This is a genomic window from Halobellus captivus, from assembly GCF_007655485.1.
GTDB classification, from domain to species: Archaea; Halobacteriota; Halobacteria; order Halobacteriales; family Haloferacaceae; genus Haloquadratum; species Haloquadratum captivum.
The window spans coordinates 733,430-749,114 of the sequence record NZ_VJXQ01000001.1 but is presented as its reverse complement, the minus strand read 5'-3'; the positions used below and the strand labels follow the sequence as shown (position 1 = coordinate 749,114).

At 68.8% G+C, this 15,685-nt stretch carries 10 protein-coding genes; 6 read left to right on the top strand and 4 right to left on the bottom strand.

Going from position 1 to position 15,685, the window contains the following annotated elements; genetic code table 11:
* Positions 1-16 precede the first annotated feature (16 nt).
* The 6 genes from FJT57_RS03665 to FJT57_RS03640 all read left to right on the top strand — a co-directional run bounded on the left by FJT57_RS03665 (position 17) and on the right by FJT57_RS03640 (position 9,075).
* Entirely contained in the window at positions 17-2,275 is a 2,259-nt protein-coding gene (locus FJT57_RS03665; RefSeq protein ID WP_238993893.1) for a type II/IV secretion system ATPase subunit, read from the top strand.
* Positions 2,272-4,062, top strand: a complete 1,791-nt coding sequence (locus FJT57_RS03660) for a type II secretion system protein (protein WP_144901787.1) — start codon at positions 2,272-2,274, stop codon at positions 4,060-4,062. Before FJT57_RS03665 ends, FJT57_RS03660 begins: the two co-directional genes overlap by 4 nt.
* 73 nt (positions 4,063-4,135) lie before the next feature.
* Positions 4,136-4,615, top strand: a complete 480-nt coding sequence (locus tag FJT57_RS03655; protein ID WP_144901785.1) for a DUF7283 family protein — start codon at positions 4,136-4,138, stop codon at positions 4,613-4,615.
* Positions 4,593-5,063 carry a DUF7285 family protein gene (locus tag FJT57_RS03650; protein ID WP_144901783.1) on the top strand — a complete coding sequence of 157 codons (471 nt, stop codon included), beginning with the start codon at positions 4,593-4,595 and terminating at the stop codon, positions 5,061-5,063. The genes FJT57_RS03655 and FJT57_RS03650 overlap by 23 nt, the downstream gene beginning before the upstream one ends.
* Positions 5,060-6,004 carry a DUF7284 family protein gene (locus FJT57_RS03645; protein WP_238993892.1) on the top strand — a complete coding sequence of 315 codons (945 nt, stop codon included), beginning with the start codon at positions 5,060-5,062 and terminating at the stop codon, positions 6,002-6,004. Before FJT57_RS03650 ends, FJT57_RS03645 begins: the two co-directional genes overlap by 4 nt.
* On the top strand, positions 6,004-9,075 hold the full coding sequence (locus FJT57_RS03640; protein WP_144901780.1) for a DUF7286 family protein: 3,072 nt from the start codon (positions 6,004-6,006) through the stop codon (positions 9,073-9,075). Before FJT57_RS03645 ends, FJT57_RS03640 begins: the two co-directional genes overlap by 1 nt.
* Positions 9,076-9,153: 78 nt before the next feature.
* Here FJT57_RS03640 and sufD read toward each other — a convergent pair whose 3' ends face one another.
* The 4 genes from sufD to FJT57_RS03620 all read right to left on the bottom strand — a co-directional run bounded on the left by sufD (position 9,154) and on the right by FJT57_RS03620 (position 15,637).
* Positions 9,154-10,365: a Fe-S cluster assembly protein SufD gene (gene sufD / locus FJT57_RS03635; RefSeq protein ID WP_144901778.1), complete on the bottom strand. Its 1,212-nt coding sequence runs from the start codon at positions 10,363-10,365 to the stop codon at positions 9,154-9,156.
* Position 10,366: 1 nt separating this feature from the next.
* A complete protein-coding gene (gene sufB / locus FJT57_RS03630) occupies positions 10,367-11,797 on the bottom strand; it encodes a Fe-S cluster assembly protein SufB (RefSeq protein ID WP_144901775.1) in 1,431 nt (476 codons plus the stop codon).
* A 27-nt stretch (positions 11,798-11,824) separates the two neighbouring features.
* The gene (locus tag FJT57_RS03625; RefSeq protein WP_144901773.1) at positions 11,825-12,739 is read right to left on the bottom strand and encodes an ABC transporter ATP-binding protein; all 915 of its coding nucleotides are present in this window, start codon (positions 12,737-12,739) and stop codon (positions 11,825-11,827) included.
* A gap of 156 nt (positions 12,740-12,895) precedes the next feature.
* Positions 12,896-15,637: a DNA-directed DNA polymerase gene (locus FJT57_RS03620; RefSeq protein ID WP_144901771.1), complete on the bottom strand. Its 2,742-nt coding sequence runs from the start codon at positions 15,635-15,637 to the stop codon at positions 12,896-12,898.
* Positions 15,638-15,685: the final 48 nt, after the last annotated feature.

Genomic DNA, 15,685 nt, shown 5'->3' with positions numbered 1-15,685 from the left:
CGCGGCCACCGGCGCTATGACTCTGCCCCGCGACGGCGCGCACCACGCCGCGGACGAACTGACGCCCGAGGGATCGACCGCGGACGAACCCCTCGCAGACGAATCGCCCGCCGAGAGCGTCTCAGGGCTCGCCGCAGTGGCGGCAGCCGTCGACGAGCTCTCGGCGGCGTTGGGACTGACGACGGACGGCGGCAGCGACCGACACGAGGGCGGCGGTGAAGCCGAGACGCCGGAAACGGCCCACGAATGTCGGTGTGATATCGACTTCGAACAGCCTATCGGAACGGGAATGGCCGATCGTCGAGAACTCGTCGCCGACGGATCGGCCTGCCCCGGAGCGGGCGATCTGGCCCGCAGTCGGGGGTGCCGAGCGACCGTGATCGCCGCGCTCGAAGACCGCGACGTCGACGTCGTCCGAACGCGTTCCGAGGGTGTCGAACGCGCGTATTCGGACGCAGCCGTGGGGCTCTTGCTCGCCGCGGGGCGATTCGCCGAACGGGCGCGCGTCCACGACGAATCGCTGGCGGAGCGCGCTCGCGTCGATCCGCTCGGGGCCGCCCATCGGGCGGCTGGCCGGGCGGGCGCGCTCGCACGAATCGCGGCCGAATCCGGGCTCGCGGCGGGTGCCGAGCGGGTTACCGAACGGCGATCGACGGCGGCGATCGACGGGACCGCCTGGATCGACGGAACCGATGGGACCGATGCGACCGACTCGATCAACGGAACCGACGCGACCGATTCACGCCCCGGTTGCGGTCGATACGAGAGTGCCCTCCGCGCGTTCGTCGGACCGACCGTTTGCCGGGCTCGCGTTTCGACGCGTCCCCCGCCGTCGGCCGCGCTTCGCGAGACGCGTTCGCTGCCGACCGGTGCCGAGGCGCGCCGATACGACACGCCTGACGGGCCGCTGTATCACCTCACGCCGGTCGCGCACGGTCTCGATGGCGACGCGACGGCGACGCTCTCGGCGGCCTACCGCGTCCTCGCGAACGGATCCGTCGATGGCGGGCCGCGCGCGGCCGGACGGGCGGTCAGGCGCGTCACCGGGGCGGACGATCCAATCGAAACGCTCGCCGCGGTACTCGACCGACACACCCACGGTCTCGGTGTTTTCGAGCACTTCTTCGCCGACGAGCGGATCTCCGACGTCGTCGTCTCCGCCCCCGTGACGGACGCGCCCGTCCGGGTCGTCGTCGACGGCGAGCGGGTTCCGACCAACGTCCGCCTGACGCCGGACGGCGCGGCCTCGCTCGCCTCGCGGTTCCGCCGCGAGAGCGGTCGCGCCTTCTCGCGGAGTTCGCCCGCGCTCGACGCGTCGATCGTCACCGAGACGGGGCGTCGGATCCGGGTCGCCGGGGTGACCGCACCCGCTAGCGACGGGGTCGGATTCGCCTTCCGCGCCCGCGACGACGACGCGTGGACGCTCCCGCGACTCGTCGCCGCCGGATCGCTTCCGGCCGACGCGGCGGCGTTCCTCTCTCTCGCCGCCGAACGCGGTGCGGCGACCATCGTCGCTGGCACGCGCGGGGCCGGGAAGACGACGCTCCTCGGCGCGCTCCTGTGGGAGCTTCCACGGACGACGCGACTCGTGAGCATCGAGGACACCCCGGAACTTCCCGTCGACGCGCTGCGCGAGCACGGCCGCGACGTCCAGGCGTTACACACCGACGTGGGTGCGGGCGGCGGAGGCGGCGCGGGGGGGAGTCGGTCGAGCGGAACCGCTGGCGGAGCCGTGACCGGCGGATTCTCCCCGACGGACGCGCTGCGAACCGCGCTCAGGCTCGGCGACGGGGCGCTCGTCGTCGGCGAAGTCAGGGGCGACGAAGCGAAGTCCCTGTACGAGGCGATGCGCGTCGGCGCGCACGGCCACGCCGTGCTCGGGACGATCCACGGTGACTCCGCTTCCGCGGTCCGAGAGCGCGTCGTCTCCGATCTCGGCGTCGCACCGTCGTCGTTCGGAGCCACGGATCTGGTCGTCACCTGCGCGCGCCAGGGCGACTCGCGGTACGTCGCCGCCGTCGAAGAAGTGCGGACGACCGGCGAGGAATCCGCGTTCGTGTCGCTGTTTCAGCGTCGTGACGGAAGACTCCAGTCGACGGGGGCCGTCGAGCGGGGCGACAGCGCGGTCTTCGAGCGGCTCTGTCGCGACGGAGGATCCTACAGCGACCTCCTGTCGCGTCTCGACCGTCGGACGGCCCGCTTCGACCGACTCGCGAATGCCTCGCTGACGACGCCCGACGCGTGTGATCGGAGTCGGAACGGGAGTCTGCAATGACCGCGAGCGCCGCTCGGATCCGTCGGATCACTCGCGCGCTCGCCGGGTGGTACCCCGGGGAGGTCGAACCGACCGACGAACTCCACCGCTCGCTGGCGTTTCTCGGCAGCGAACTCCGCGCCGACACCCTCGTTCGCGCCGGATACGTCGCCGCGGCTCCCGTCGCTCTCTTGACGCTCTGCGCGCTCGTCGTGCTCCTTCCCGCGTTCCCCGTTGTGGCGTCGGTCACGGCGGCCGCGGGCGTCGGCCTCGGAGCCACTCACGTCGTCCACCGGCTCCCCGTCGCCGCCGCGACGCTCCGGCGGACCCGCGCACTCGGTGACGCGCCGGGGATCGTCGCGCGCGCGGCGCTCAGCCTCCGCCTCGAAGCGACGCCCGAGCGGGCCGCGGCGTTCGCCGCCCGGACCGGGACGGGGCCGCTCGCCCGCAGTCTGACCGCCCATACCGAACGAACCCGCTCGGGACCGTCCGCGGGGCTCGACGCCTTCGCCTCGGAGTGGCGTTCGTGGTTTCCCGCGCTCGAACGGTCGATCGCGCTGCTCGCGGCCGCCGTCGAAGCCCCGGCCGACGAACGGGATCGCGCACTCGACCGCGCGCTGGAAACCGTTCTCGACGGCGCGCGGACGGAGATGGTGGAGTTCGCGGGCGAGGCGCGCGGTCCCGCCAGCGGGATTTACGCCTTCGGCGTCCTCCTCCCGCTCGCGCTCGTCGGCGTACTGCCCGCCGCCCGCGCCGGTGGGGTGACGATCCCCACGTCGGTGTTCGTGGTCCTGTACGATCTCCTTCTCCCGATCGGGCTCGTCGGCGCGGGCGCGTGGCTCCTTCTCCGGCGTCCGATCGCGATCGCGCCTCCCCGCGTGACCACCGCGCATCCGGACGTTCCCTCCGGATCGCCCCACGGCGTCCCGGCGGGCGTCATCGGGATCGGTCTCGGATTCGGCGGCGGTTCGCTCGTCGCTTCGTGGGCCGCGCCCGTTGCCGCTGTGGGTGTCGGCGTCGGCGCGACGCTCGTCGTTCACTACCGACCGATGGCCGCGGTCCGGCGCGACGTGACCGAGGTCGAAGCCGGTCTCGCCGACGCGACGGCCGTCATCGGGCGCCGCGTCGGGTCCGGAGAGGCCGTTGAAACGGCGATCGAGTCGGCCGCGGCGGCGACGACTGGGCGGACCAGCGACCTGTTCGACGCGGCCGCTGGCGTCCAGCGTCGCCTGCAAGTGGGCGTTCACCGGGCGTTTCTGGGCGAGTACGGCGCGCTGCGCGATCTGCCGAGTCGACGGGCGCGGGCGACGGCTTCGCTTCTCGCGGTCGCCGCCGAAGAGGGCCGCCCGGCTGGCGCGACGCTCGTCCGACTGGCGGATCACCTCACCGAACTCCGGCGCGTCGAGGACGAGGCGCGACGGGAACTCGCCGCCATCACGGGCACGCTGGGACACACCGCGGCGCTGTTCGGTCCGCTCGTCGGCGGCGCGACCGTCGCGATGGCGACGCAGATGACGAGGTCGGGAGCGACGGCACAGGGTGCGACGATGCAGGGTGCGTCAGTCGCCGGATCGAGCGCAGCGGTTGGGGGAGCGGGTGCGCCGGGTGCCGCGACGCTCCCGCCCGCGACGCTCGGCGCGGCCGTCGGCGTGTACGTGCTCGCGCTCGCGGTGATTCTCACCGCGCTGGCGACGGGGCTCGACCGCGGCCTCGACCGCTCGCTCGTCGGCTACCGGGTCGGCCTCGCCCTCGTCTCGGCAACGGTGACGTATCTCGTCGCGTTCCTGGGCGCGTCGATGCTGTTTTGATCCGGCCGCGACCGGCGATCCACTCGCCACTCGGAGGCGATGGTTTATATACTGAAACGCGGCCAACGGGGCTATGTTCGACCTGACGCTGGACGCGTGGTACGGCTGGATCGGTCTCTCGCTGGCGGGCGTGGCGCTCGTGGGCGCGGCGACCGGACTTCCGACGGCACCGCCGCCGGACGCAGGGGCCGCCGCCGCGACGGTGGACCGCGTCGCCGCCGCGGAGTACGCCGCCACCGGCGAGCACCCGCTCGACGCCGACGAGATCAGGCTCGGGACGCGTCGGATCGGGCTCAGATCCGGGTCGGGAACGGCGCACGCGACGCTGGCGTTCGGGCCGGTCACGCCCGTTCCCGTCGACGACTCGCCGCTTCGGGACGTGTTGTACGGCACGCCGCCGGAACGGGCCTTCGACTCGCCGGACGCGTTCAGGCAGGCGGTCGTCGACGCGCGAGCGGCGGCCAGTGACGCCCCCTGGCGTCCCGTGGAACGCACGCTCATCGTCCGACGGATCTCGTGGGAGGGAGTGAATGTCGTTCTCGTCGACGCGTGAATCCGCGCTCGGAGCGTCGCGGGCGCAGACGACACCGCTCGTCGCCCTGATCGCGCTGTTCGCGGTCTGTACCGGGCTCTCGCTGTACGCGACGACCTTGGGTGTGGTCACGCCCGGTGAGACCGCGAATGCGCTCGCCGAACCGACGCTGGAACGGGTCTACGACGAGGTGAGCGACGGCGGCGTCGTCTCGCCGGTCGGTCTCCCGGACGACGGCCCCGCCACACCCGACGGCTACCGCGTCGCCGTCGCGGTGACGACGTCGAGGGGAACGTGGACGAACGGGCGCCACCCGCCGGAGCCTGCGGCGACTGTCGACGCCGATGGAACGGGTTCGAGCGCTGCCACCGGTTCCACCGCCGTCGACGCCGCCGAGCGTCCGGTGAGCGTCTCGATGGCCGACGGCGACGTCGTCTGGGGAACGCTCCGCGTCTGGGTGTGGCGATGAACGTCGCTATCGACGCCGTCGTCTCCTTACTTCTCGTCTCGGCGGCCGTCGTCGGCCTCGTCACGATCGAGCAGTCGCCGCCAGCAACGCCGGGAGCGGCCGACGCGGTCGCGGACGCGCTCGCGACGACGACGGCGCAGGTCGACTACTCGCTCGCGCCCGGCATCCGGGAGTTGGACGCGCGCGATGCGGCATCCGGCGGATCCGAGATTCCGCTCGACTCGCCCGAACTCGACCGCACCGCGCACGGGAGTCTCGCGGAGTTGCTCGCGCGCGCCACGACGGCGACCAGCGGCGTCGACCTCGAAGCGAGCGCGGATCCGAACGCGTCGACCCCGCGCGCGTCGGAGGTTCAACCGCTCACCCGGACGCGAGCGTCCTTCCGACGAGGCGTTGCCGACGCGGTTCGGACGCGGACCGGCGCGACCGTCCGCGTGGACGCGACGTGGCGTCCCTACCCCGGTTCGCCCGTCGGCGGGGCGGTCGGCGTCGGTCCGACGCCGCCGCGGAACGGCGTTCACGCCGCGACGCTCGTCGTACCGACCGGAATCGAGCCGGTTCCCGCATCGGCGACGACCGATTTCGAGTCGCTCGGTGCGGTCGTGGCCGATCGAACTGTCGCGGTGCTCGTCCCGGCGGGTCCCGCGAAAACGACGCTCCGCGGGAACGATCCGTCTGCCGCGTTGGTTCGACATCGGTACGCGCGGCTCGAAGCGGTGACGAACGAAGCGACTTCCGAGGAGAACGTATCGCTCGCGGAACCGCTCGCGACGGAGGACACCGCGGCGGCGAACGCGCGCGTCACGGCCGCGCTCGCCCCGCGGATCGCCGATGAGCTCCGCGCCCGCTACGACACGCCGACGGCTGCCGCCGAGGCGGTCACGGTCTCGTCGGTCCGGATCGTCGTCCGGACGTGGTCGCCCGCCTCGGAGGTGCGCTGATGCGACTCGCGGACGACAACCGTGGCCGCGTCCCCTTCGCACTCGTCGGCGTGCTGCTGCTCGTCGGGAGCTCTGCGTTCGCCGCATCGCTCGCTACGCCGGGGGCCGCGCCGGTCGATCGATCGGCCGATATCGCCGCCGATCGCGTCGACGCAGAGGTGACGGCCGCGCTCAGGATGGCCGTTCGAGACGCCGCCCGCGCCGCGGCGCGAGAGCCGGTGACGGTCGCCGCCGACACCGAGGCCGGTGCCGCGCTCGACGGTCCCGACACGTTCCGCCGATACCTTCGACTCCGGATCTTCCTCGCCGCGCGCGAGGCGATCGATCCGGTCGAACACCGCCGCGGCGGCAGCCTCGCCCGCGCATCGTTCGGTGACTCAGCCGAGCCGGTCCCGAACGCGATCGACCGCGTCTCGATCGAGGGCGTCGACGACGGAACTGAACTCCGCGCGACGATCCGCGACGTCGAGTTGACGGTCGAGCGGGACGGCCGCGTCGTCGACACCCGACGGGTGGATCGGACTGTCACCGTGGGCGTACCGGTACTGGCACTCCACGACAGAACTGAGAGCTTTCAAGCCCGCCTTGACGCCGGACCGCTCGAAGGGCCGGGACTCGCTCGGCGCACGACTGTCGGCGTCACCGCAATGGCGCAAGCCCGCGGGCTCGGGCAGTACGGCGGCCTGCCGATCTCGAACGTCGTCGCGAACCGCCACGTCGCGCTCTCGACGAACGCCGGACTGCTCGACGCGCAGCGCGCGGCCTTCGGTCGGAGCGATCCCGACGCGGCCGCGGGCGTTCGAGCGGCCACGGTCCGGACCGGCGCGGCCGACGTCCTCGATCTCCAGTCGAACTCTCGGGTCGCGTCCGCCGTCACGGGACAGCTACCGGACCCCAACGCCGCAGAGCGGGCAGACGCCGAACGCGGTTCCGACGCGCTCCCCGCGACTCGGACGGTTTCCGTGGGCGTGAACGAGACCGCCGACGAGGCGTTCTTGGAACTGCTTCGGGGCTCGAACGGCGCGAAGCGCCTCGATTCGATCAGTCGAGGCGGCTACGAGGCCACGGTCTCCGTGAGCACCACCGCGCAGACGGTCAGAAACGAACGTCGACCCTCGCCCCGCGCGCCCGGAGAGAACTGGACGCTCGTGTTCTCCGATACCTCGAAGGACGTCTCCGTGCGCGGCGGCGGCAGCGCTCGGTCGATCTCACGGATCGGGACCGGTGAGCGCAGGCTCTACGCGGCCACCCGGCGCGTCACCGAGCGGTGGCGGGTCGAGCGGACGTGGGTGAAGCTCAACGAGACGCCGCGGACGACTGCGGCGTCGTGGGAGGACGTCTACCGCGTCCGCGTGACGGCGACGGCCCGGTTGCGCGGGAGCGCGGCACCGACCCGATCCGTCCGGCCGCTGTTCCGATCGGGCGGTGCACTCTCAGGCCCGAATCTGCGTGAAGGCCGCACCGCGAGCGGCGCGCTCGTTTCGGACCTCGGCGGTCCCGACGCCATCGCTCGCAAAGCGGTCACCGGCGGCCGGACGAGCGCGTCGCGGACGGTCACCGGCGAGCGCCCCGCCGATCTCGATTCCTGGATCTACGCCGACGTCGCCGACCTCCGCGAGCGCGTTCGCGGTCTCTCGGTGGAAGTCGAGGCCAGCGACGCCGCGACCGGCCGCGAGAACGGGGCTGCAGAACTCGCATCGGTCATTCGCGACCGCCGCGTGGACCTGGTCGACGCTCCGCGAGCGTACGACGGCGTCGCCGACCGCGCGCGGATCGCCGCCCGCGAGGCATACCTCGATCGGGTGGTCGCGCGGCTCGACGAGCGCGCCGGTGCGACCCAGTCGCAGAACGCCGGGATCGAGCGCGCGCTGAGCGCGAGGGGGCTCGCCGCCTCGCGGGTGAACGAGCTCGCGTCGCTCACGCCCGAACCACCCGCGCCTCGGGTAGATCACGGGACGGAAGCAGGCGCTCGCGGCGAGACGACGTTCGTCCCCGACGGCGACCCCGCCTACCTCGCGCCCGACCCCGTCGAGGGCGCGCTCGTCGACGGCGTCGCGGACGACGAGCAGTACGTTGGTCTCGCGGTCAGAAACGTCAACGTGTTCAGCGTCCCCTACGGCGACACCGCGGACATCGTCACGCGGGTGCTGTTCGGCGATCCCGGCCGCGTGTCGCTGCACACGGCCGGACAGGCGCTCGTCTCGGCTGACCGGACGCTCGAGTCGCATCCGGACCCGACGCTCCGAGACCAACGGGACGTCCTCGAGCGGAAGGTCGACGGATCGATGCGAGACGTCCGCCGAACGGCGAGGCGGACCCTCATGCGGGAGACGGCGCTCACGCGCGAGGAACGGGACTGGGTCGTCCGTCGCTCGTTTGCCCGCTTCGACGGCCCCGGCGAGCGCGCGGTGGCGGCCACCGACGGCTCGCTGGCGCGCGAGGTCGCGTCGGTCGCGATCGACGCGGGAGCGGGCGGCCGCGGGGATCCGTCCGCCGTCGCCGAGGATCGCATTCGGACGGCGTTGCGCGTGGATCTCCGACACGTCGCGAGCTCCGAGCGGGTTCGCGTTCCGGAATCCGCGGTCGATGACGCCGTCTCCTCGGTGCGCGCGGAGATCGAACGAGAGGCGAACGACGCCGCAGAGCGCGCGACGGAAACGGCGATCACGCGAGCGACGAACGACACCGTCGGCGGCATTCCCGCGGGGCTCCCTATCTCGCCGACGCTCAGCCCGTGGGTCGCCACGGCGAACCTCTGGATCGTCGAATCGCGCGGCGCGTACGGCCGGTTCACCGTGGGCGTCTCCGGATCGGAGACGACGTACGTCCGCGACGGCTCTGCGGTCGCGCTCGACGTCGATGCCGACGGGGCCGAGGAGTCGCTGGGGCGAAGCGAGCGCGTCGATTTCAGCGTCCGGACCGTCGCGCTCGCGGTCGTCCCGCCCGGCAAACTCGGCGTCGGCGACACCGACGGAAATTCGGACGAGCGGTCGCTCGCGTGGAGCGATCCGTCTCCGGGACCGCGCTGCGTCACGCCGACCGGACAGTGTCCGCGGGAAAATGGGAGATAACGAATCGAGAGGGGATAACGAACCGAGAGGTCGGTAAGGGTCCGACCGAGACGCCGGTGAGGGGCGAACCGGGCGCCGTTACCGAAGCCGCGCGGCGATCAGTTCTTCGAGGTCCTCGCGGAACTCGTCGACGTCGATCTCGTCGAGCACGGGAACGAAGAAGCCCTCGACGAGCATATTGCGCGCCTTCTCGGGGTGGATCGCGCGCGACACCATATAGAACAGGTCCTCCTGATCGACCTGTCCGACCGTCGCCGAGTGCGACGCCTCGGTGTCGTGGTTGTGGATGATCAGCTTCGGCGACGCGTCGGCCTCGCTCTCGTCGGAGAGCATCAGCGTGTTCTCGCGCTGGTACGAGGAGGTGTTCCACGCGTCGCGGCCGACGTCCTGGACGCCCTCGTACACCGATCGGGCGGCGTCGTCGAGGACGCCGCGGGTGACGAGGTCGGCCGTCGTGTTCTCGGCGTTGTGCCAGACGCGGGCGTTGACGTCGAAGTGCTGTTCGTCGTGGCCGAAGAACGCGCCGACGATCTTCGTCTCCGCGGAGTCGCCGTTGAGTTCGGATTCGACGTCCGAGCGGGTGAGCCGCGAACCGAGGTTGCCCTCGATCCAGTTGACCGTGGCGTAGGTTCCGACGTCCGCGCGCTTGAGCGAGTAGCTGTAGGTATCTTCTGCGAGGTTTTGCAGGGATCCGTACTGCACGTAGGAGTTCTCGCCCGCGTCGATTTCGACGAGGTTCGAAAAGTACCGCGCGTCGTCGCTCTCGGCACCGGACTCGATGCTCTCCAGAATCGTCACCGACGAGGATTCCTCGGTGATCACGAGCGTGTGACTGAACAGCGAGCGGGAGTTCATCTCCGCGCGGATCGTCACGTCCTCGGCGTCGACGCCCTCGGGGACGTAGACGACGGTTCCGGTCGTGAAGAGTGCGGCCGACAGCGCCGTGAGGTAGTTCTCCTGCGGATCGATCGTCGAGCCGAACGCGGACTCGACGAGATCCGGATGCGCCTCGAGCGCGTCAGTGAACGTGAGCACGTCGACGCCTTCGTCCGCCGTGCGCTCGGTCTCGTCGGCCTGATTGAGCGGGTCGACGAGTGACTCGAAGTCGAGCGCTTCGAGGTTGGTCCAGCGGCGGCCGGGCGTCTGGATGACGTCCGGCAGGTCGATGGCGTCGAGCGCGTCGAGCGCGTCGAGCCGCGCCTCCAGCAGCCACTCGGGTTCGTCCCGCCGCTCCGAGATCTCTCGAACCGTCTGCTCTGACAGGTTCGCGGGAAGTTGTGCGCTGCTCATACTATCCGAGGCTGCCCTCCATTTCGAGTTCGACGAGGCGGTTCAGTTCGACCGCGTACTCGATCGGCAGTTCCTCGGTGATCGGCTCGATGAAGCCCGAGACGATCATCTGCTTCGCGTCGTCGTCGTCGAGACCGCGCGACTGGAGGTAGAAGATGTCCTCGTCGCCGATCTTTCCGACTGTGGCCTCGTGGGCGACGTCGACCTTCGACTCGTTGATCTCCATATACGGCATCGTATCGGAGGTCGACTCGTTGTCGAACATCAGCGCGTCGCACTCGACCGCAGTGGAAGAGTTCTCCGCGCCGTCGGCGATGTGAACGAGGCCGCGGTAGTTCGTGCGGCCGCCGTCCTTCGAGATCGACTTCGACTCGATCGTCGACTTGGTGTTCGGCGCGTTGTGGTAGACCTTCGCGCCGGTGTCGATGTTCTGGCCCTCGCCCGCGAAGGCGATGGTGATGTGGTTGTCGGAGGCGCCGCGGCCCTTCAGGACGCTCGAGGGGTACAGCATCGTCGCCTTCGAGCCCATCGATCCGGAGATCCACTCCATTCGTCCCCCGGCTTCGACGAGCGCGCGTTTCGTGTTGAGGTTGTAGGTGTTCTTCGACCAGTTCTGAACGGTCGAGTACTGGACGTGTGCGTCCTCGCCCACGAACACCTCGACGCCGCCGGAGTGGAGGTTGAACGCGGAGTACTTCGGGGCCGAACAGCCCTCGATGTAGTGGACTTCCGAGCCCTTCTCGGCCACGATGAGCGTGTGCTCGAACTGGCCCATTCCCTCCGAATTCATCCGGAAGTACGCCTGGACCGGCATCTCGACGGTGACGTCCTCGGGGACGTACACGAACGAGCCGCCGGACCATACCGCGCCGTGAAGCGCGGCGAATTTGTTGTCGCTCGGGGGCACGCACTTCGTCATGAAGTGCTCTCTGACGATCTCTTCGTGCTCTTGGACGGCCTCGTCCATGTTGCAGAAGATGACGCCCTTCTCCTCCCAGCGCTCCTGCATATTCTGGTAGACGACCTCCGACTCGTACTGCGCGCCGACGCCGGAGAGTGCGTTCTTCTCGGCCTCCGGGATGCCCAGTTTGTCGAAGGTGTCTTTGATCTCGTCGGGCAGTTCCGTCCAGTCGTCGACGCCCGCGCGGACGTCGACGTCGGGGCGGATGTACGGGACGATCTCGGCGATGTCGACTTCCGAAAGGTCCGGCTGTCCGGGCCAGTCGGTCGGCATCGGCATCTCCTGGAACTGTTCGAGCGCGCGGAGCCGACGCTTCAGCATCCACTCGGGTTCGTCTTTGTCCTCGGAGATGACCCGGACGGTCTCCTCCGTCAGGCCCTTCTCGGTTTGGAACGCCGAAGTCTCTTCCTTCTTGAAGTCGAAGCGGGCTTCGGTGTCCGTCTCTTTGAGGTGGTCTTGTTCGGAACTCATGGGTGTAGTTGTGTGTTCACTGTCGGGTTAGGCCGTCTCGTAGACTTCCTCGCGGACCCAGTCGTAGCCCTTGTCTTCGAGTTGTTCGGCCAGCGACGCGTCGCCGCTCTTGACGACGCGGCCGTCGAGCATGATGTGAACGTGGTCGGGCTCGACGTATTCGAGGATCCGCTGGTAGTGGGTGATCTGGAGGATGCCCGTGCCCTGCTCGTCGCGGAGCGCGTTGATCCCCTTCGAGACGTCCTGCAGGCGGTCGATGTCGAGCCCGGAGTCGATCTCGTCGAGGACGGCGATCGACGGCTCGAGGATGGCCGCCTGCAGCACCTCGTTCTGTTTCTTCTCACCGCCGGAGAACCCGGCATTGAGATAGCGCTGCATAAACTTCTCGTCCATGTCGAGCAGCTCCATCTTCTCTTTGAGGAGCTTTTGGAACTCGGCGACGCCGACCTCGCCCTCGTCTGCGGGGCCCTCCATCGGCGACGTCTCGTAGCCCGCTTCGTCCTCGTCGGCCTCCGCCTCCTCGGATTCGTCTTCGTCTTCGAAGAGCTCCTCGCGCTCTTCGAGCTTCGCGTTGAGCGCCGTCCGCAGGAAATTCGTCATTGTGACGCCCTCGATCTCTGCGGGGTACTGGAAGCCGAGGAAGATACCGAGCGCCGCGCGCTCGTTCGGCTCCAGTTCGAGAAGGTCCCACGTCAGTTTCTCTTCGGGGACGTCGTCGTCGACCTCGTCCTCGCCGAAGCGGAGCAGGATCTGCCCGTCAGTCACCTCGTAGGCGGGGTGCCCGGCGATAATCTTCGCCGTCGTCGACTTCCCCGACCCGTTTGGACCCATCAGGGCGTGGATCTCACCGGAGTCGACCTCCAGGTCGACGCCGCGAAGAATCTGTTCGCCGCCTTCCTCCGCCACGCTCGCGTGGAGGTTCTTGATTTCGAGTGTAGCCATCGTTGTTTCGTTGCCTCGTGACTGTGAAATGGGTTCTAACGCCCATAATGGTTACGCATTCGCCCCTCGTCTCTTTATTGTCGAGAAAAATTATTTGTGTTTCACGAAACCGAAAACGGCTACGTCGCCGCAGTCCCCGTGAGTTGCTTCTGCGCCCTACACGAAGCTTCCGAGGCCGGTCTGTTCCTGTCCCGACTTCACCTCGTCCCACGACATCCCGAGCGCCTCGATGATGCGATCGATCGGCCCCTTCAGCGTCTTCTCCAACATCTTGTCCCAGTCGACCTCGAACTCCTCGGGAAGCTGGTCGTCGTACTCGACGCAGATGACGTCGGGGTCGCGTTTGAACTCGCCGTAGAGGGCGTCTCGCTGCGGGTCGAATCCCTTCTCGCCCTCCATTTTCCGGAACCACGAGGGGTGGACCTTCCGCAGGTAGAGCCGCTTCGGCTTCGACCCGCGCCCGAAGTTCGTCCCGAGGAACTCGTTGGCGTACTTCGCGCCGCGGACCTGCGCGGTCGCGGTGTCGTAGGCGTCCAGCCGCTTGCCGATTCCGCCGGGGATTCCGATCTCCTCGACCGGGACCTCGCCCGTCTCGAAGTCCTCGATGATCCCGTGGATGTAGTCGGCGATGGCGTCGTTCGATTCGCCGTGAACGATCATCTCGATGACGCGCTTTTGCACCTCCTTCGTGATCGGTGCGATGTCCGAGCGCTTGTACTCGAAGCCCGTGATGTCGATATCGTCGACGTCCTTGCCCTCCTTCCAGACGATGTGGCCCGCGTAGCGCTTCTTCTTGCCCGCCTGGAAGAACCGCCGATAGAGCTTCTCGAACTCGATCTGGAAGCGGTGGTGTTCGGCGTCGAGTTCGCGGGCGGCGAACTCGTCGTAGGAGTCGTTGATGTGCGCCTCCAACTCGAACGACTGCTCGATCGCGTCCGCTTTGGAGACGTCGCCGCCGAGTTCTAACATCACCGAATCGGTGTCTCCATAGATGACACGCTTGCCGAGTTCGTTCGCTGCTTCGGCGGTGTGCTCGATCACGTCGCGACCGGTCGCAGTGACCGCAGCGCCCATCTCCTTGTCGTACAGGCGGAATCGATCCCAGCCGAGAACGCCGTACAACGAGTTCATAATCACCTTGACAGCCCCCTGCTGTCGGTCGTACTGCTCGTAGGCGGCGGACCCGGGATCGTTCTCGTTTCGCAGCGACTTCTTCTCCTCGCGCTCGGCGAGGAGGTCGTCGATCATCTCACGGATAATCCCCTCGGGTTCGCGCCGGAAGTGCGTCCCGTTGGGGGCGCGGAACGTCTCGCCGTCGTACCCGTCGGGGTCGACCTTCGTCTCCGGCGACGCGTTGATCGTCACCATACACATCGGATAGAGGCTTTTCAGGTCGAGCACCGTCACGTTCTCCTTCACGCCGGTGATCGGATCGAAGACCGCGCCGCCCTCGTAGTCCTCCGCGTCGGCCTGTCCCTTCGACGGCAGGGCGAAGCGGCCGTGGGCCTCGTGGAGGATGTAGACGTCGACGGTGTCGCCCGGCGTCGTCGCGTCTTCCAGCTTGCAGCCGACGAACGTACGCACCTCGTCCCAGAAGGCGATGACCTCCTGCTTGCGGTCGATCTCGACGCAGAGTTCCACGTCGCGAACGTTGTATTCGAGCAGGCGCTCGGGCTCTTGCTCCCAGAGGTCGCCGATGTCGCCCGCGTAGCGTTCCTTTCCGACGTCGAGTTCGAGTTCGCCGACGGCGTCGAGGCGATACGACTCCAGTTCGGAGAACTGCGTGCGCTTGTACGCGTAGAGGAGGTCGAAGACGACCCGGCCCTTCACGTTGGGGCCGCCCCACCCGCTGCGCCAGACTTCGCCGATTCGAGAGAAGCGCTCGGGGTCGAGATCGTACTCGGAGGTGGGGCGTATCACGTCCATCCGATCGAGGAGGTAGGGCATATCGAAGTCCTCGAAGTTCCAGCCGGTCAGCACGTCGGGATCGGTCCGCTCGATGTAGGCGATAAAGGCGTCGAGCATCTCGCCCTCGCGCTCGAAGGTGCGGACCTCGATCTCGGTGTCGTCGCGGAGCGGTTCGTAGCCCGGAAGCGACTCCGGCGAGCCGACGCCGTCGCCCGCGTCGGGAGCGTCGTACAGCCACGCGACGTACTCGTCGCGGTAGGAGTCGTGACTCGTGAGGCAGACGATCGGCTCTTCGCCCTCCTCGGGGAAGCCCGAGCGGTCGTCGACCTCGATGTCGAAGGTGTTCACGCGGAGGTCGGCGTCGACCTCGACGGGCTCGATCTCGTCGTGCGGGATCTGGATCGAGGGTTTCTCGCCCCCGGACGCGTCCGGATCGTCCGGCTCGTCGCCGAGTCGACGGGCGGGGACGCGGATGCCGCTCTTGATGTCCTTGTCGATCAGCAGGCGGTTCGGAAAGAGGATGTCGGCCTCGTAGTGGTCGAACTCGTCGCGGATCTGCCCGACGTCCCGCGGGGTCCGCGTGCAGACCTTCGTCAGCTCGTCGCCGCGGATACTCTGAAAGCCCTCCTCGGTGCGCGTGATGACGTTCTTGTCGAGTTTGTCGTCGTCGAGCGTGTCCGTCGGCGCGTAGAAGTACGGCTCGAATCCGAGCACGCGAACGTGTTCGACCTCGTTCTCTCGGGTCCTGCCGAACACGTGGACGACGGGGTACTCGCGGTCGCCGCTGCCCTCGACGGAGTAGTTCACCTGGGTCACCATCAGCTCGATTGTGTCGTCGGCGTCGGGGAAGCGGATATCCTCGGCGTCGACGACCTCTGAGACGTGCTGGGTGCCGTTTCCCGCGACGGCGACCGCCTCGTCCTCGGGCCGGGGGCCGTCGGCGGAGCCACCGCCGCCCCCCCAGTTGTCCGTGAGCCCTGCCTGTTTCATAGGGACGCCTTCGACACTGTCGAGTAAAAGCTTCGGCATTGCCCCCGA